18 protein-coding genes are annotated in these 17,362 nt (G+C 57.8%); 13 read left to right on the forward strand and 5 right to left on the reverse strand.

Annotated features, from left to right (window positions below; genetic code table 11):
• Nucleotides 1-24 precede the first annotated feature (24 nt).
• Both ACA373_RS13875 and ACA373_RS13880 read left to right on the forward strand, forming a co-directional pair.
• Nucleotides 25-768 carry an SDR family oxidoreductase gene (locus tag ACA373_RS13875; RefSeq protein WP_369895959.1) on the forward strand — a complete coding sequence of 248 codons (744 nt, stop codon included), beginning with the start codon at nucleotides 25-27 and terminating at the stop codon, nucleotides 766-768.
• A 313-nt stretch (nucleotides 769-1,081) separates the two neighbouring features.
• Nucleotides 1,082-1,735, forward strand: a complete 654-nt coding sequence (locus ACA373_RS13880; RefSeq protein WP_253458664.1) for a hemolysin III family protein — start codon at nucleotides 1,082-1,084, stop codon at nucleotides 1,733-1,735.
• 27 nt (nucleotides 1,736-1,762) lie between these two features.
• On the opposite strand, the gene ygfZ is transcribed toward ACA373_RS13880, so the two are convergent.
• Entirely contained in the window at nucleotides 1,763-2,743 is a 981-nt protein-coding gene (ygfZ, locus tag ACA373_RS13885; protein ID WP_301252516.1) for a tRNA-modifying protein YgfZ, read from the reverse strand.
• 216 nt (nucleotides 2,744-2,959) lie between these two features.
• Here ygfZ and sdhE point away from each other — a divergent pair, with 216 nt between their 5' ends.
• Nucleotides 2,960-3,226 (forward strand): FAD assembly factor SdhE, encoded by a 267-nt coding sequence (gene sdhE / locus ACA373_RS13890; protein WP_125287352.1) that lies wholly within the window; start codon nucleotides 2,960-2,962, stop codon nucleotides 3,224-3,226.
• Nucleotides 3,207-3,605 (forward strand): protein YgfX, encoded by a 399-nt coding sequence (locus tag ACA373_RS13895; RefSeq protein ID WP_253458670.1) that lies wholly within the window; start codon nucleotides 3,207-3,209, stop codon nucleotides 3,603-3,605. Before sdhE ends, ACA373_RS13895 begins: the two co-directional genes overlap by 20 nt.
• A 9-nt stretch (nucleotides 3,606-3,614) precedes the next feature.
• Here ACA373_RS13895 and fldB read toward each other — a convergent pair whose 3' ends face one another.
• Nucleotides 3,615-4,133 (reverse strand): flavodoxin FldB, encoded by a 519-nt coding sequence (gene fldB / locus ACA373_RS13900; RefSeq protein ID WP_253461228.1) that lies wholly within the window; start codon nucleotides 4,131-4,133, stop codon nucleotides 3,615-3,617.
• A gap of 95 nt (nucleotides 4,134-4,228) precedes the next feature.
• On the opposite strand from fldB, the gene xerD reads away from it, so the two are divergent.
• The 7 genes from xerD to lysS all read left to right on the forward strand — a co-directional run bounded on the left by xerD (nucleotide 4,229) and on the right by lysS (nucleotide 11,203).
• Entirely contained in the window at nucleotides 4,229-5,122 is an 894-nt protein-coding gene (gene xerD / locus ACA373_RS13905) for a site-specific tyrosine recombinase XerD (RefSeq protein WP_253458672.1), read from the forward strand.
• A gap of 44 nt (nucleotides 5,123-5,166) precedes the next feature.
• A complete protein-coding gene (dsbC, locus tag ACA373_RS13910; protein WP_370734682.1) occupies nucleotides 5,167-5,865 on the forward strand; it encodes a bifunctional protein-disulfide isomerase/oxidoreductase DsbC in 699 nt (232 codons plus the stop codon).
• Nucleotides 5,866-5,870: 5 nt separating this feature from the next.
• Entirely contained in the window at nucleotides 5,871-7,589 is a 1,719-nt protein-coding gene (gene recJ / locus ACA373_RS13915) for a single-stranded-DNA-specific exonuclease RecJ (protein ID WP_370734683.1), read from the forward strand.
• 147 nt (nucleotides 7,590-7,736) lie between these two features.
• A complete protein-coding gene (locus tag ACA373_RS13920) occupies nucleotides 7,737-8,036 on the forward strand; it encodes a type II toxin-antitoxin system HigB family toxin (protein ID WP_301252521.1) in 300 nt (99 codons plus the stop codon).
• The gene (locus tag ACA373_RS13925; RefSeq protein ID WP_253458680.1) at nucleotides 8,033-8,431 is read left to right on the forward strand and encodes a type II toxin-antitoxin system HigA family antitoxin; all 399 of its coding nucleotides are present in this window, start codon (nucleotides 8,033-8,035) and stop codon (nucleotides 8,429-8,431) included. Before ACA373_RS13920 ends, ACA373_RS13925 begins: the two co-directional genes overlap by 4 nt.
• 143 nt (nucleotides 8,432-8,574) lie before the next feature.
• Nucleotides 8,575-9,673, forward strand: a protein-coding gene (gene prfB, locus ACA373_RS13930; RefSeq protein WP_125287358.1) for a peptide chain release factor 2 whose coding sequence is annotated in 2 segments (ribosomal slippage) — nucleotides 8,575-8,649 and nucleotides 8,651-9,673 — 1,098 coding nt in all. Because the reading frame shifts where the segments join, the coding sequence is not laid out codon by codon here.
• 9 nt (nucleotides 9,674-9,682) lie between these two features.
• Nucleotides 9,683-11,203, forward strand: a complete 1,521-nt coding sequence (lysS, locus tag ACA373_RS13935; protein WP_370734684.1) for a lysine--tRNA ligase — start codon at nucleotides 9,683-9,685, stop codon at nucleotides 11,201-11,203.
• A gap of 288 nt (nucleotides 11,204-11,491) precedes the next feature.
• Here the strand turns inward: lysS and ACA373_RS13940 are convergent, their stop codons facing one another.
• Complete coding sequence (locus ACA373_RS13940; protein WP_253458685.1) at nucleotides 11,492-12,115, reverse strand: serine protease; 624 nt, start codon at nucleotides 12,113-12,115, stop codon at nucleotides 11,492-11,494.
• 470 nt (nucleotides 12,116-12,585) lie between these two features.
• On the opposite strand from ACA373_RS13940, the gene ACA373_RS13945 reads away from it, so the two are divergent.
• Nucleotides 12,586-13,749, forward strand: coding sequence for an MFS transporter (locus ACA373_RS13945; protein ID WP_253458688.1), 1,164 nt, complete (start codon nucleotides 12,586-12,588; stop codon nucleotides 13,747-13,749).
• On the opposite strand, the gene ACA373_RS13950 is transcribed toward ACA373_RS13945, so the two are convergent.
• On the reverse strand, nucleotides 13,746-14,666 hold the full coding sequence (locus ACA373_RS13950) for a LysR family transcriptional regulator (protein WP_253458691.1): 921 nt from the start codon (nucleotides 14,664-14,666) through the stop codon (nucleotides 13,746-13,748). The two genes, ACA373_RS13945 and ACA373_RS13950, sit on opposite strands and share 4 nt — an antisense overlap.
• 119 nt (nucleotides 14,667-14,785) lie before the next feature.
• Between ACA373_RS13950 and lysA the strand changes: the two genes are divergently transcribed.
• Nucleotides 14,786-16,039, forward strand: a complete 1,254-nt coding sequence (gene lysA, locus ACA373_RS13955; RefSeq protein ID WP_370734685.1) for a diaminopimelate decarboxylase — start codon at nucleotides 14,786-14,788, stop codon at nucleotides 16,037-16,039.
• A 3-nt stretch (nucleotides 16,040-16,042) separates the two neighbouring features.
• Here lysA and galR read toward each other — a convergent pair whose 3' ends face one another.
• On the reverse strand, nucleotides 16,043-17,044 hold the full coding sequence (gene galR, locus ACA373_RS13960; protein WP_125287364.1) for an HTH-type transcriptional regulator GalR: 1,002 nt from the start codon (nucleotides 17,042-17,044) through the stop codon (nucleotides 16,043-16,045).
• Nucleotides 17,045-17,362: the final 318 nt, after the last annotated feature.

The following is a 17,362-nucleotide window of genomic DNA, read 5'->3' on the forward strand; positions in this document are numbered from 1 at the left end:
CTTTATTTTTATCGGGAGGCAAAAATGAAAACGGCTTTGGTAACCGGCGGCAGCCGGGGAATTGGGCGAGCCACCGCGCTGCTGCTGGCGCAGCACGGCTATCAGGTTGCGGTTAACTATCGTCAGCGTGAGGAAGCGGCGGCGGAAGTAGTGTCGCTTATTCAGCAACAAGGCGGAAAAGCGTTCAGCGTGCAGGCCGATATTTCTGATGAACAACAGGTAGTAGCGATGTTTCGCAGCCTTGATCAACAGGGCGCCGTGCTAAGCGCGTTGGTCAATAATGCCGGGATCCTGTTTCAGCAGACCAGCGTGGCACAGCTAAACGCCGAACGCATCAATCGCGTTTTCGCTACCAATGTCACCGGAACCTTTCTCTGCTGTCGCGAAGCGGTAAAGCGCATGAGTTTTCAGTACGGTGGGCAGGGCGGTGCAATCGTAAACGTCTCTTCCGCCGCAGCCCGTAGCGGTGCGCCACACGAATATGTCGATTATGCCGCCTCGAAAGGGGCTGTAGATACGCTAACCAGAGGGCTGGCGCTGGAAGTGGCGGCGCAGGGCATCCGGGTTAACGCGGTACGGCCGGGATTAATCTATACCGATATGCACGCCGACGGCGGCGAGGCGGATCGCGTCAACCGTATTGCGCCGACTCTTCCCATGCAGCGCGGCGGCGAGCCGGATGAAATTGCCAACGCCATTCTCTGGCTGCTTAGCGAAGCGGCTTCTTATGTTACCGGCACTTTTATCGATGCCGCTGGCGGACGATAACGGGATAAAGGCTGCCGAATAACGGCACCCGCGCCATTTTGTGGCTGCTTAGCGAAGCGGCTTCTTATGTCACCAGCACTTTTATTGCTGCCGCAGCCGGGCGTTACAGGGTGAAGGTCGCCGAATAACGGCCTGTTTTTCCTGGTTAAACAGCTGTTACAGCCGTTCACAGTTTATTTAAGCTTACAGTTGTACTCTGAAATCACTCTCGTCTAAGCTGAACGTGCGCAACTTTCGGACGGGCGGCTGAAAACGAGCCTGGATGCGATCCCCTTTGGCCGCCCCTCCGCTTCAGATTGGAAGAGGACAATGCATGACCAATAAAAAAGTGTTAACGGAGGGCTACTCCGTTGCAGAGGAGATAGCTAATAGCATCAGCCACGGCATCGGCTTTATCTTTGGTATTGTAGGGCTGGTGCTGCTGCTGTCGCAGGCGCTCGACAGCCAGGCCAACGCCGTCGCCATCACCAGTTACAGCCTCTATGGCGGCAGCATGATCCTGCTGTTTCTGGCCTCGACGCTTTATCACGCCATCCCTCATCCGCGCGCCAAAAGCTGGCTGAAAAAGCTGGACCATTGCGCTATTTACCTGCTGATTGCCGGCACCTATACGCCTTTTCTGCTGGTGGGACTTAAGTCGCCGCTGGCGCATGGCCTGATGGTGGTGATCTGGAGCCTGGCGCTGGTGGGCGTGCTGTTTAAACTGTTTTTTGTGCACCGCTTCGAGGCCTTATCGGTCATAACCTATCTGCTGATGGGCTGGCTGTCGCTGGTTGTGATTTATCAGCTGGCGATGAAACTGTCGGCGGGCGGCGTCTGGCTGCTGGCGGCGGGCGGCATTATCTATTCGCTGGGGGTGATTTTTTACGTCTCAAAGCGCATTCCCTATAACCACGCCATCTGGCACGGCTTTGTGCTTGGCGGCAGCATCTGCCATTTTCTGGCGATTTACTTTTATATTTCATAAAAAAAGGGGCCGTCCGGCCCCTTATTATTACGAAATCTCGTAGGGCAGCGGCTGGATAGCCAGACTGCCGCCTTCGTCGCCCTGTACCCGCAGCGCCGTTTCCGGCTCCAGATCGTTATTCAGCACCGCCTGCACCCAGACATCGCCATTATCCAGCTGACAGGCGGCCAGAATGGTGCCGGTGCGGCGCCAGTTGTCGCCCAGCTTCATTTCCAGCGCATCCGCAGCGGCCGGAACGCGGGCGGCCTTGCCGGCCAGCCAGTAAAGCGCACGCTTGTTGGCGCCGCGGAATTTAGCGCGCGCCACCATCTCCTGGCCCGTATAGCAGCCTTTTTTAAAGCTGATAGCGTCCAGCGCCTGCAGGTTTGTCGCCTGAGGAATAAACTGCGCGCTGTTCGCCGCGTCGATAACGGGCAGGCCAGCTTCGATATTCAGCGCCAGCCACTGCGAGCTGTCGGTTAGCTGTGCCTGACCGTCCAGAGCCGCGCGCAGCGCTAGTGCACTGTCGCGATTCAGGATTAGCAGAAAGCGTTCCGCCGGTGCGGAAAACCACAGCAGCGTCGCATCATCCTGCTGCACGACTGGGTTTTCAGCGTCCGGCAGCGTGTCAAACAGCCCGGCCAGCGCGGTGCGCGCCTGAAAACCGGCTACACCCAGCAGCACCGCTTCGTCATCCGCTTCGATAGCGACTTTGGCGAAAACGGCATACTTTTTCAGCTCGCTGATTTGCGTATCGCGCAGGCTGCGGCGTTCCAGATAGGCAAAGCCTTCGCCACGGTGAAACAGACGCAGATTGCTCCACATTTTCCCTTTTGCATCACAGTGGGCGGCGGGAAGATGCGCATTGGCGTCCAGCGCAGCGACGTCCAGCGTCAGCTGACCCTGCAAATAGCTGACGCGGTCCGCGCCGGTCACGTTGACCAGCGCCCACTCTTCCAGCGAGATCAGCGTAAGCGGCAGACGGGCAGAGGCCGCAGGTTGACGAGGCGGGAAAGATAAAGTCGGCATAGCGGATTCCTGAAGTCAAATAAGCCTGCATTCATGTTAAAAGAGCCGCCCGGCTTTGCAACCAGTTTTCTGAAGGCGACGCACAAAAGGCGCGCTTGCGCGGCAACAAATGCTTTTATCGTGCGGCGCATTACGCAAAGCCAAATTGCGCCATCAACATCGGCTCAAAAAAGCGCTACACTAGCGGCCATCTTTCACCGACTGACGATGGAAAGCATGGATATTGAAAATAGAGCGCGCGTGCAGTGGGCCTGCCGGCGCGGTATGCGGGAACTGGATATCTCCATCATGCCGTTCTTTGAATATGAATATGACACGCTGAGCGATGGCGATAAAAAGATCTTTATTCGCCTGCTGGAAAGCGACGATCCCGATCTGTTCAACTGGATGATGAATCATGGCGAACCTGCCGATCCGGAACTGAAACGCATGGTTCACCTGATCCAGCAGCGAAACCAGCAGCGTGGCCCTGTGGCGTTCTGATCTGCGGGTCTCCTGGCAGGCGCAGTGGATGTCGCTCTCGCTGCACGGCGTGGTAGTGATAGCGCTGCTGCTGGCGCCGTGGCCGGCCAGCTTAACGGTAGTGTGGATGCTGCTGCTGACGCTGGTGGTGCTGGAGTGTGTGCGTAGCCAGCGACGCATTCGCAGCCGGGAAGGCGATATCGCGCTGCTGGCGGACCATCAGCTGCAATGGCGGCAGAAGCACTGGCGCATCTGCGGTCGGCCGTGGATGACGCGGCGGGCGATCCTGCTGGCGCTGCGCTCCGCTAAAGGCGAGCGCGAGAAGCTCTGGCTGCTGCGCGACAGCATGAACGAAAGCGAGTGGCGGCAGCTCCGTCAGCAGCTGCTCGCTATTCACTAAACGGCAGGCTTACAGCGTGGCGGCCATTTCCGTCAGGATTTGTTCGCACCACTGCGCGATACGCTCGTCCGTCAGCTCAAACTGGTTAACGTCGTCCAGCGCCAGGCCGACAAACTGCTGGCCGTCGGCGGTTAGCGGTTTGCGGCTGATAAACTCGTAGCCTTCGGTAGGCCAGTAGCCGACAAAAACGACGCCCAGCGGCTGCAGCACCTCATGCAGCATGCCAAGCGCGTCCAGAAACCACTCGCTGTACTCGGCCTGATCGCCCATGCCGTACAGCGCCACGGTTTTGCCGCGCAGGTTTAGCGTAGCGAGGTCGGTCCAAACCGCCTCCCAGTCCTCCTGGATTTCGCCGAAATCCCAGGTGGGAATGCCCAGGATCAGCATGTCGTACTGCTCCATCAGCTGCGGCGAGTCCTCTTTCAGATTGTGCAGCGTAACAAGATCCTCGCCGATAAAATCGCGGATTTTCTCCGCCGCCATCTCGGTGTAGCAGGTGCTGGAACCGTAAAAAAGCCCGATGTTCATACGCGGTTTACTCAATTCTCCTGGTTCAATGGCGCGAATTATATCAGAATTGAGCTTTGACGGCGTGCCGTCGGGTAAGTGGAAAAGGAGTCAACGTGCAGGACAGCGATCTGACAGAGCAGTTTCTTGATGCCTTATGGATTGAGCGAAATCTTGCGCAAAATACGGTGGCTTCCTATCGGCTTGATCTGATGTCGCTGGTGAACTGGCTGGCGCATCACCAGCTGGATCTGCTGCATGTAGACAGCGCCGGGCTACAGAACTTTCTGGCCGAGCGCGTGGAAGGTGGCTATAAGGCCAGCAGTTCCGCTCGCCTGCTCAGCGCCATGCGGCGCCTGTTCCAGTATCTTTACCGGGAAAAGCTGCGTGAAGACGATCCCAGCGCGCTGCTGGCCTCGCCTAAACTGCCGCAGCGGCTGCCGAAAGATCTCAGCGAAGCGCAGATAGAGCGGCTGCTGCAGGCGCCCTCTACGGATATCCCGATAGAGCTGCGCGACAAAGCCATGCTGGAGCTGCTTTATGCCACCGGACTGCGCGTCACGGAGCTGGTCAGCCTGACGCTCAACAACGTCAGCCTGCGCCAGGGCGTGGTGCGCGTGGTGGGAAAAGGCGATAAAGAACGGCTGGTACCGCTGGGTGAAGAGGCGCTGCACTGGCTGGAGCATTACATTGAATATGGTCGTCCGTGGCTGCTGAACGGACAGACGCTGGACGTGCTTTTCCCCAGCAACCGCGCGCAGCAAATGACCCGACAAACGTTCTGGCACCGCATCAAGCATTATGCGACGCTGGCGGGCATCGACAGTGAAAAGCTCTCCCCCCACGTGCTGCGACACGCTTTCGCCACGCATCTGTTGAACCACGGCGCCGATCTGCGGGTCGTACAGATGCTGTTAGGGCATAGCGACCTGTCCACCACGCAAATTTATACCCATGTCGCCACCGAGCGGCTACGGCAGTTACATCAACAGCATCATCCCCGCGCCTGACGCGGTGATCAAACGGCCAAACTATAAGGCCATGAGGATAATCAATGAAAAAGCGTTACTTTCTCCTTTCTCTGCTGGTAGCAGCTGGCCTGGCGCATGCCGACGATGCGGCCATCAAGCAATCCCTGGCGAAGCTGGGACTGCAGCAGATGGAGATCCAGCCGTCGCCTTTGCCAGGGATGAAAACCGTGCTGACCGAAAGCGGCGTGCTTTACGTCAGTGAAGACGGCAAGCAGTTTATTCAGGGGCCGCTGTACGACATCAGCGGCGCGCAGCCGATCAACGTCACCAACAAACTGTTGGAGAAAAAAGTCGACGCGCTGAGCAGCGAAATGATCGTGTATAGAGCGCCGAAAGAGCAGCATGTCATCACCGTCTTTACCGACATCACCTGCGGCTACTGCCATAAGCTGCATTCGCAGATGGCGGACTACAACGCGCTGGGGATCACCGTGCGCTATCTGGCCTTCCCACGCGAAGGCATGAACGGACAGGTCGCCAAAGAGATGAAATCAATCTGGTGCGTGGCCGATCGCAAAAAAGCGTTCGACGCGGCGATGAAAGGCGAAACCCCTGCGGCGGCCGACTGCAAAATCGACCTGGCTAAGCATTACCAGCTGGGCATTCTCTACGGTATTCAGGGCACGCCAGCCATCCTGCTGCAAAACGGTATGATGATCCCTGGCTATCAGGGGCCGCAGGAGATGAAAAAGCTGCTGGATAGCCAGAAGACAGGCGGCTAAGCCCAGTGAAAGGAAAAACCGAATTACGCCGCCGCGTGGCGGCGCAGGCGTGCGAGCTGCCGGAGGATCTCCATCCTCTGCTGCGTCGCCTCTATGCGCATCGTGGCGTTAAGCAGGCCGTGGAGCTGGAGCGCGGTGCCAAAAATCTTCACGCGTTTCACTCGTTCAGCGGCATTGAGCGGGCGGCAGAGATCCTGCAAAAGGCCATTGCCGATAACCTGTGCATTATGATCGTTGGCGATTTCGACGCCGACGGCGCCACCAGCACCGCGCTGACCGTGCTGGCTTTACGCAGCATGGGCGGCCGCAATATCAAATATCTGGTGCCAAACCGGTTTGACGATGGCTACGGCCTGAGTCCGGAAGTGGTGGAGCAGGCGGCGGCGCGCGGTGCGCAGCTGATTATGACCGTGGATAACGGCATCTCTTCCCATGCTGGCGTCGCGCTGGCGCACGAAAAAGGCATCGCCGTAGTGATCACCGATCACCACCTCCCCGGCGATACGCTGCCGGATGCGGAAGCGATTGTTAATCCTAACCTGGCGGACAGCGAGTTTCCTTCACGCACGCTGGCGGGCGTGGGCGTCGCGTTTTATCTGATGCTGGCGCTGCGCGCGCGGCTGCGCGACAGCGGCGTCGCCACGCTGCCAAACCTGGCCGAGCTGCTGGATCTGGTGGCGCTGGGCACGGTGGCGGACGTGGTGCCGCTGGACGCCAACAACCGCATCCTGGTCTGGCAAGGGCTGAGCCGTATTCGCGCCGGCAAATGCCGCGTCGGCATCCGGGCGCTGCTGGAAATCGCCAATCGCGACGCGCGCCAGCTTGCCGCCAGCGACCTGGGTTTTGCGCTGGGGCCGCGTCTCAACGCTGCCGGACGGCTGGACGATATGTCGGTCGGCGTCGCGCTGTTGCTTAGCGAAGACATCGCCCAGGCGCGCATGCTGGCCAGCGAGCTGGATGCGCTGAACCAGACGCGCAAAGAGATAGAGCAGGGGATGCAGACGGAAGCGCTGGCGCTGTGCGATGCGCTGGAGCGCAGCAGCGAAGCGCTGCCGCTTGGTATCGCCATGTACCATCCGGAATGGCACCAGGGCGTGGTCGGCATCCTGGCTTCGCGGCTGAAAGAGCGCTTTCACCGTCCGGTTATCGCCTTTGCGCCCGCCGGTGACGGCACGCTGAAAGGGTCGGGACGCTCCATCAGCGGGCTGCATATGCGTGACGCGCTTGAGCGGCTGGATACGCTCTATCCCGGCCTGATTATCAAGTTTGGCGGCCACGCGATGGCGGCGGGCCTGTCGCTGGAGGCGGAAAAGTTCGATGAATTCCGCCAGCGCTTTGGCGAGCTAATCGGCGAATGGCTCAGCGAAGAGTCTTTGCAGGGCGTGGTCTGGTCAGACGGCCAGCTGATGGCGCAGGAGCTGACGTTGCCCACCGCAGAGCTGCTGCGTGAAGCCGGGCCATGGGGGCAGGCGTTTCCCGAACCGCAGTTTGACGGCAAATTTAAGCTGATCCAGCAGCGGCTGGTGGGCGAGCGTCATCTGAAGGTCATGCTGGAGCCGCTGGGCGGCGGGCCGCTGCTGGACGGTATCGCTTTCAATATTGATACCGCGCTCTGGCCCGATCCCAGCGTGAAGCAGGTAGAGCTGGCCTACAAGCTGGATATCAACGAGTTTCGCGGCAACCGCAGCGTGCAGCTGATTATCGAGCATCTCTGGCCGCTGTAGCCTGAACAGGCAAGTCTTACTCAGTCAGGAAGAGGTTGTGATTTGTCATGGCAGAGGGATAGCGTAATAAGTAAGCGCTTTTCATTATCTTGCAGTCCCAAAATGGGACTGGTATAGTCAAGGCGAATGTTTACCCAGGGAGGGGACATGAAGATTATCGCGGTAGCGCCATTACGGGAATTCTGGACCCTCCACAATCAGGCTGAGCAACCGCTTAAGGCCTGGGTTGATGAAGTCAGAAAAGCGACCTGGCGGACGCCACAGGATATAAAGAGGCGCTATCCGTCAGCCGATTTTGTGGCGAAAAACCGGGTGATATTCGAGATAAAGGGTAACGACTATCGGTTAATAGCCGCTGTGGCCTACCGCTTTCAGGCGGTATACGTGAAGTTTGTTGGAACCCACGCCCAATATAACGACATTGACGCTAAGACGGTGGAGCTATGACAAAGTATCAAATCAAACCTATTCGCACTGAAGAAGATTATCACTATGCGCTGGCTGCGGTTTCGCCGCTTTTTGATAATGAACCTGAACCCGGCTCAGAGGCGGCAGATTTTCTGGAAGTGACTATTTTGCTTATAGAAAAATATGAGCAGGAGCATTATCCCATTGAAGCGCCGGATCCGGTCGCGGCTATTAAATTTCGCATGGAGCAAATGGGAATGACCGCCAACGATCTGGTGCCGGCAATCGGTCTCAAAAATCGCGTTTATGAGGTGCTGAATTATAAACGAACGCTGACGCTGCCGATGATCCGCAGGCTGCATAAGATGTTTAACATTCCTCTGGCTTCGTTAGTGGCAGAATATCCGCCCGAGCCCCCAGCTTCTGCCGGTTAAGCGTCAACAAGCGTAACCAGCGCCGGTGCGCCTTCCGACTAAGGGATTGGCTGCGGTAAACTGCTGCCGCGCTAACGCTACAAACTCCCCGCAAATTCGTTTAAACTGCGTAGTTACATTGCAGACTTTTGAAGATCTAAATCATGTTTGAAATTAATCCGGTAAAGAACCGAATTCAGGATCTCACTGAGCGCAGCAGCGTTCTCAGGGGGTATCTTTGACTACGATGCCAAGAAAGAGCGCTTAGAAGAAGTTAACGCCGAGCTGGAACAGCCGGACGTCTGGAACGAGCCTGAACGCGCGCAGGCGCTGGGCAAAGAGCGTTCCGCGCTGGAAGCGGTAGTAGAAACGCTGGATCAGCTGAGCCAGGGGCTGGAAGATGTTGCCGGCCTGCTGGAGCTGGCGGTAGAAGCGGACGACGAAGAAACCTTCAACGAAGCGGTTGCCGAGCTGGACGGGCTGGATAAAAAGCTCGCCGATCTGGAGTTCCGCCGCATGTTCTCCGGCGAATACGACGGCGCGGACTGCTATATCGATATTCAGGCCGGCTCCGGCGGTACGGAAGCGCAGGACTGGGCCAGTATGCTGGTGCGTATGTACCTGCGCTGGGCCGAGGCGAAAGGCTTTAAAACGGAAGTGATCGAAGAGTCCGAAGGCGAAGTAGCCGGTACTAAATCCGCCACGCTGCGCATCAGCGGCGATTACGCTTTCGGCTGGCTGCGTACCGAAACCGGCGTGCATCGCCTGGTGCGTAAAAGCCCGTTCGACTCCGGCGGTCGCCGCCATACCTCTTTCAGTTCCGCGTTTGTCTACCCGGAAGTGGACGACGATATCGATATCGAGATCAACCCGGCCGACCTGCGTATTGACGTTTACCGCGCTTCCGGCGCCGGTGGTCAGCACGTTAACCGTACGGAATCGGCGGTGCGTATCACCCATATTCCCACCGGTACGGTGACCCAGTGCCAGAACGACCGTTCTCAGCATAAGAACAAAGACCAGGCGATGAAGCAGATGAAGGCGAAGCTGTACGAGCTGGAAATGCAGAAGAAAAACGCTGAGAAACAGTCGCTGGAAGATAACAAATCCGATATCGGCTGGGGCAGCCAGATCCGCTCCTACGTGCTGGACGATTCACGCATCAAGGATCTGCGCACCGGCGTGGAAACCCGTAATACTCAGGCGGTGCTGGACGGCGATCTGGACCGATTTATTGAAGCAAGTTTGAAAGCAGGGCTATAAGGAACTGACATGTCAGAACAACAACCGCAGGGCGCCGACGCCGCACTTGAGCTGAATAATGAACTGAAAGCGCGTCGCGAAAAGCTGAGCGCGCTGCGTGAGAACGGCGTGGCATTTCCCAACGATTTCCGTCGCGACAGCCTTTCCGACAAGCTGCACGCAGAATATGACGCGAAAGAGAATGAAGAGCTGGAAGCGCTGGGCGTAGAAGTCAGCGTGGCGGGACGTATGATGACGCGCCGTATTATGGGCAAGGCATCCTTTGTTACGCTGCAGGACGTAGGCGGCCGCATCCAGCTGTATGTTTCTCGCGACGATCTGGCGGAAGGCATTTACAACGAACAGTTTAAAAAGTGGGATCTCGGCGATATCATCGGCGCTCGCGGCAAGCTGTTTAAAACCAAAACCGGCGAGCTCTCTATCCACTGTAGTGAACTGCGTCTGCTGACCAAAGCGCTGCGCCCGCTTCCGGATAAGTTCCACGGCCTGGCCGATCAGGAAACCCGCTATCGCCAGCGCTATCTGGATCTGATCTCCAACGACGACTCGCGCAAAACCTTTAAAATTCGTTCGCAGATCATGGCGGGCATCCGCAGCTTTATGGTCGGCCGCGACTTTATGGAAGTGGAAACGCCAATGATGCAGGTGATCCCCGGCGGCGCGTCTGCCCGTCCGTTTATCACCCATCATAACGCGCTGGATATTGACATGTATCTGCGCATCGCGCCCGAGCTTTACCTGAAGCGCCTGGTGGTCGGCGGCTTCGATCGCGTCTTCGAGATCAACCGTAACTTCCGTAACGAAGGGATCTCGCCGCGCCATAACCCAGAGTTCACCATGATGGAACTCTATATGGCCTATGCGGATTACAAGGATCTGATCGAACTGACCGAAAGCCTGTTCCGTACGCTGGCGCAGGACGTGCTGGGCACCACGGTAGTGCCTTACGGCGATCAGGAGTTCGACTTCGGCAAGCCGTTCGACAAACTGACGATGAAAGAAGCCATTCAGAAATACCGTCCGGAAACCGATCTGGCCGACCTGGATGATTTTGACAAAGCCTGCGCTATCGCGCAGTCGCTGGGCATCAAGGTTGAGAAGAGCTGGGGTCTGGGCCGCGTGGTAACGGAAATCTTCGAAGAGACGGCGGAAAGCCATCTGATCCAGCCGACCTTTATCACCGAATATCCGGCCGAAGTGTCGCCGCTGGCTCGCCGCAACGACGTTAACCCGGAAATTACCGACCGCTTCGAGTTCTTTATCGGCGGCCGTGAAATCGGTAACGGCTTCTCCGAGCTGAACGACGCGCAGGATCAGGCTGAACGCTTCCTGCAGCAGGTTAACGCCAAGGATGCGGGCGACGACGAAGCGATGTTCTACGACGAAGACTACGTAACGGCGCTGGAGCACGGCCTGCCGCCAACCGCTGGTCTGGGCATCGGTATCGACCGTATGGTGATGCTGTTTACCAACAGCCACACCATTCGCGACGTGATCCTGTTCCCGGCGCTGCGTCCGTCAGGAAAATAAGCAACGGCTGTGAGATTAAGGGGCGACTTGTCGCCCCTTTTTTACGGCTGATTTCAGGCGGGAGCTGGCGATGGCCTGAACGGTTCCGGGAAGTCCCCATCAAAATGACGGATTTTGCTCTTCGCTGGGCTAAAGCCTGCGCTGGAATAAAGTACGTAATGTTTGCCTGCGCAAAACCGGTTTGTTACTGGAGCCGCCAGCGCGTCCGGTGCCGCTCTTTGACCACCATCGCCCTTCATGTCGAAATAGCGATAAGCTCCTGCGCCAGCGGAGTAAGCCGCCATGCCGTTACGATTTTATCGCCTCGTCCAGCCAATCCTTAAAGCGCGCGTAGGGCACGTACAGCGAGACGTTTTTATACAGCGTTTTACCGGTTTTAATATCGTTAATGCGGTTGGAATAGCCAACGATAACGCCTGCCACGGAGTCATCGGACGCGTTATAGACCGCGCCGCCGGACATGCCCTGCACCACGCCCGCGTCGGAAGCCACCACGACGCAGCTCAGCTTGTTCCAGTCGTTCTTCAGGCCGGTATTCACCAGATTGGTGCCGGTTGAGGCCACCGGCATGGCAGAGATAAAGCTGTAGCCATACAGATTGATTTTGTCGCCCATAAAGCCGTTACGGAAGCGCGGCGCGGGAACGTTGCCGTTTTTATGGTAAACCACCGCCAGGTCGCATTCAGGATGGCGCGACTTAACGCGATAAAGCGAATATTTCGCCACGTGCGCCGCCGTCAGGCTGTAATCGGCGGTCAGCGGAATAGTGGTGCCCAGCGTGCCCACGCCCAGAATGGTCGGAATGCCGGTAACGGTCATATCCACACGCTTCTCTGCTTCGCTGCTGTACTCATATTTTCCTACTGAGCACCCGGTGATACTCAGCGTCAGCAGGCAAATAGCCAGTCGCATCTTTGCTCCTCGGTAATGAATCGATCAAGCACAGCTCAATAAACGCCCGTTGCATCCATCATCGAGGTATCGGCCAACACTCGGAAAACTTTACCTATTTAACCTCACTCCGCGTCAAATGATTATCAGATAATTGATAATTTTCCGTAATGATTACCGTCTCAATGCGCGCAAAACACGACCATTATTTACTAAAGTAGCGGCGTATTTTCCTCAAGTATAGACAAACCGCGAGGCCCAAAAACGCGCCGGAAAGGCTAAAATCGGTGGATCTGACGGTCAGTCGGCGGCGATTATTGCCTTTCAGGCAAGAGATTGTTGCCTGAGAAGGGGTATAAGTCCCTGATGAGCTGTGCTTTAATCTCTGATGTGATGCAGATCAAAATTCACATTCTGTAATACTTTCCCCGCCCTTTTTTTGCCTGTCGACCGCTGTCGGCGGAAAGATAATTTTTTCTGGAGAAGATGAGATGCCCGTTTCTTTACTGGCGCTGGCGCTGAGCGCCTTTGCTATAGGCACCACGGAATTCGTTATTATGGGCCTGCTGCCGGAAGTGGCAGGCGATCTCGGCGTAACGATCCCTTCGGCGGGCTGGTTAATCAGCGGCTATGCGCTGGGCGTGGCGATCGGCGCACCGATTATGGCGCTGCTCACGGCTAAGCTGCCGCGTAAAAAGACGCTGATTTTACTGATGTCGATCTTTATTGTCGGCAACGTGCTTTGCGCGCTGGCTTACAGCTACAACCTGTTGATGATGGCACGGGTGATCACCGCGCTTTGTCACGGCGCATTTTTCGGCATTGGCGCCGTGGTAGCCGCCAGCCTGGTCGCGCCCGACAAACAGGCGTCCGCCGTGGCGCTGATGTTTACCGGCTTAACGCTGGCTAACGTGCTGGGCGTGCCGTTGGGTACCTGGTTCGGCCAGCTGTTTGGCTGGCGCGCCACCTTCTGGGGCGTGGCGGTGATTGGCGTGCTGGCCTTTATTGCGCTGATCGTCAGCCTGCCCACCAACCGCAACGAAAAGCCGGTACATCTGGCCAGCGAGGTCAGCGCGCTGGCTAACGGCAAGCTGTGGCTGTCGCTGCTGATGACGGTGTTTTTCGCCGCCGCCATGTTTGCGCTGTTCAGCTATATTGCGCCGCTGCTGCTCCAGGTTACCGGCATCAGCAACAAAGGCGTCAGCTGGACGCTGTTTTTAATCGGCGGCGGCCTGACCGTCGGCAATATCCTGGGCGGCAGGCTGGCCGACTGGAAAGTCTCTTTTAGCCTGATCCTCAGCTTCTCGCTGATCGCGCTGTTTTCGCTCGCCTTTAGCTGGACCAGCCATGCGCTGTGGCTGGCGGAAATCACCCTGTTTTTATGGGCGATGGCAACGTTCTCTACCGTGCCGGGACTGCAAATCAACGTGGTTCGCCACGGCAAAGAGGCGCCGAACCTTGTGTCTACGCTGAATATCTCTGCGTTTAACGTCGGCAACGCGTTTGGCGCATGGGCGGGCGGTGCAGTGATTGACGGCGGTTACGGGCTGACTTCCGTGCCGGTTGCGGCGGCCGTACTGGCCGTTATGGGCCTGCTGATTTGCCTGCTGACCTTCCGCCGCCCGCGCGGCCAGCAGCAGGCGGCGCGCGCTTAAGCCAGTAATGCCGCGAGGCGCTGGTTGAACAGGCTGCTATGCTCGCGCAGATGCAGACTGAACGCGTCAACCAGCGCCGAGCCGGGGCGGTGCTGCGGCCGGATCAGGCTGACGGTAAAAGGCACCGCAATGCTGAAGCGGCGGATTGCCACGCCGTTGCCCGCATAGTCCAGCGCCGTGAGCGGATTGACTATCGAAACGCCCACGCCCGCTCTTACCATCGCACAAACCGAGGCCGCGCTGTGCGTCTCCATCACCATTCTGCGCTGAACGCCCTGCTCGCTGAATAGCTGATCCAGTAACTGACGATAGCTGTCCGTTTGCGACAGGCTGATAAAGTTTCTCCCGGCGAAATCCTGCGGCGTCAGGCAGCTTTTTTCCGCCAGCGCGTCGTCCTGCGGCAGCACGCAAACCTCATTACCGGTAAAGATTACGCTGCGTTCCGTGCCGGCCGGCGTCTGGCCGGTTTCCGTTAAGCCTAAATCGTAACGTTGCGCCGACAGCCACTCTTCCAGCAGCGGCGACTCCTGCGGAATGATATTCAAACTGACGTCGGGATAACGCTGCAAAAAGGGCTGGCAGAGCAGGGGAAGCAGCGACTGGGAAAACACGGGCAGACAGGCCACAGACAGCTCGCCCTGGCGAAACTGGCGCAGGCTTTCGGCCGCGTTGATAATCCTGTCCAGACCGTACCAGGACCGCTGCACTTCCTCAAACAGCTTCAGTCCCTGAACGGTAGGGTGCAGACGGCCCCGGATGCGATCGAACAGCTTCAGGCCGGTCAGCTTTTCCAGCCTGGCCAGCTCGCGGCTGACCGTGGGCTGCGAGGTATGCAGCATGACCGCCGCTTCGGTCAGATTGCCGGTGGTAACAACCGCATGAAAAATTTCGATATGCCGCAGCGTGATGCCAGCCATAAATACCCTCGCAAAAAGACTAATTCATATCATGAATGAATAGACTTCGCTAAAACAGATATTTTTCATCCCGCTGTCGCTATGGCGTAATAACGCTATTACTGACAGGAGAAAGCCCGATGCCACGCCCGCTGAACACCACTGAAACCGCTCTGAACCGTGACAATTTGCTCCAGCTGGCGCGCCAGTATGGCGGCCCCGTCTGGGCTTATGATGCCGATGTCATTGCCGACCGTATCGCGCTGCTGCAACAGTTTGACGTGGTGCGTTTTGCGCAAAAAGCCTGCTCTAACGTTCATATCCTTAAGCTGATGCGCGCAGCGGGCGTTCGCGTTGATTCGGTTTCGCTGGGAGAAGTGGAGCGTGCGCTGGCGGCAGGCTTTCAGCCCGGCGGGGAAGAGATCGTCTTTACGGCCGATCTGCTGGATGCGCCTACGCTTGCCCGTCTGGCAGAGCTTGCGATCCCGGTGAATGCCGGTTCAGTTGATATGCTGCATCAGCTGGGCGAAGTGTCGCCGGGCCATAAGGTTTGGCTGCGCGTTAATCCGGGGTTTGGTCACGGCCACAGCCAGAAAACCAATACCGGCGGTGAAAACAGCAAGCACGGGATCTGGCACGGCGATCTTGAGCTGGCGCTGGCCGCTATCCGGCAGCATCGTCTGCAGCTGGTCGGCATCCATATGCATATTGGGTCGGGCGTGGATTATGGTCATCTGGAGCAGGTTTGCGACGCAATGGTCAGGCTGGTTATCGACTTCGGACAGGATGTGGAGGCGATCTCAGCCGGCGGCGGGCTTTCCATTCCCTACCGTTTTGGCGAAGAAGCGATCGATACCGCTCACTACTTTGGGCTGTGGGATGCGGCGCGCCAGCGAGTGGCGCAGCATTTAGGCCATGCGGTGAAGCTGGAAATTGAACCGGGACGCTTTCTGGTGGCGGAATCTGGCGTGCTGGTGTCTGAAGTGCGCGCCGTTAAACAGATGGGCAGCCGCCACTTCGTGCTGGTGGACGCCGGTTTTAACGATCTGATGCGCCCGGCGATGTATGGCAGCTATCATCATATCTCCGCCATTGCCGGAGACGGACGCGATCTGCAAGAGAGCCGGACGATTGACACCGTGGTGGCGGGGCCGCTGTGCGAATCCGGCGACGTTTTCACCCAGCAGGAAGGCGGCAAAGTCGAAACCCGCGCGCTGCCGCACGTCAGGCCGGGCGACTATCTGATATTTCATGATACCGGCGCTTACGGCGCGTCGATGTCCTCTAACTACAACAGCCGCCCGCTGCTGCCGGAAGTGCTGTTTGAAAACGGCCAGCCGCGCCAGATCCGCCGCGCGCAGACCGTTCAGGAGCTGCTGGCGCTGGAGACGTAAGCATCAGTCCGGCGAGCCGACCGAATGGCGGCGCACCAGCGTCGGACTGAACAGATTGGTCACCTCCGGCAGCGGCTGGTTATTAGCCAGCGCTAACGCCAGCTCCGCTGCCTGCTGCGCCATGGTGACGATAGGGTAGCGCACCGTGGTCAGCCTCGGGCGGACATAGCGCGATACCAGCACATCATCAAAACCAATCAGCGACATCTCTTCCGGCACCCGCACGCCGTTATCGCTGAGTACCGCCAGCGCGCCCGCCGCCATTGAATCGTTATAGCAGGCTACGGCGCTAAAGGCCTTGCCGCGTCCCAGCAGCTCCGTCATCGCCTGTTCGCCACCGATCTCATCCGGTTCGCCAAACGCGACCAGGCGATCGCTGCCCGGCAGATTGTGCTCCTTCAGCGCGTCGTAATAGCCCTGCAGCCGCTCGTCCGCATCGGAAATAGGGTGGTTTGAGCAGATAAAAGCGATGTTCTGATGGCCCTGTTGGATTAGATGGCGCGTTGCCAGCCACGAGCCGTAGCGATCGTCCAGCGCAATGCAGCGCTTTTCAAAACCCGGCAGCGCACGGTTAATCAATACCATGCCGGGGATCTGCTTCATCAGAGGGATCAGGTCGGCGTCCGGGATTTTTTTGGTATGCACCACCAGCGCGCCGCAGCGATGCCGGATCAGCTGTTCAATCGCCTGGCGCTCTTTTTGCTCATTGTGATAACCGTTGCCAATCAGCAAAAAGTTGCCGGTGCCGTAGGCGACCTGCTCGACCGCCTTAACCAGCGCGCCGAAAAAGGGATCGGAAACGTCGCCGACGACCAGCCCCATGGTTTCCGTTGACTGCTGCGCCAGCGCGCGCGCGTTAGCGTTGGGATGATACTGCAACTCTTCCATTGCGCTGTTAACGGCCTGGCGAGAAGCGTCGCTGGCTTTAGGCGAATTATTAATTACGCGAGAGACCGTAGCGACGGACACACCCGCCAGCCTGGCGACATCCTTAATGGTAGCCATAGTGACAAAGCCTTCCAGGGTAAACGTTTACATGGCTCCAGTGTTGCGGAAATTGCCAGCTACTTCAAGCGGGCAGAATGCTGCGAATGTCGCAAAGCCGATGAAAAAGGCGAGGTATTATCGGCGGATCCTTTTACCGGGGCGTCTTTCCCTTAACGCTTTGCCGCTTCCCGCGCACAAGTACGCCAGCCCAGGCATTTGCAAAGAGCAGCTTCAGTAATGTGCTTTTAGCGCATCAGGCACCGGGTCAGCGGGCTTTTACCACCGCATATCGGCCGCACAGAAGTTTGCTGAAACGCACCGGAAAAATGGTAGCCT

It is taken from the genome of Erwinia sp. STN24 (genome assembly GCF_041320675.1).
Classification (GTDB): domain Bacteria; phylum Pseudomonadota; class Gammaproteobacteria; order Enterobacterales; family Enterobacteriaceae; genus Erwinia; species Erwinia aeris.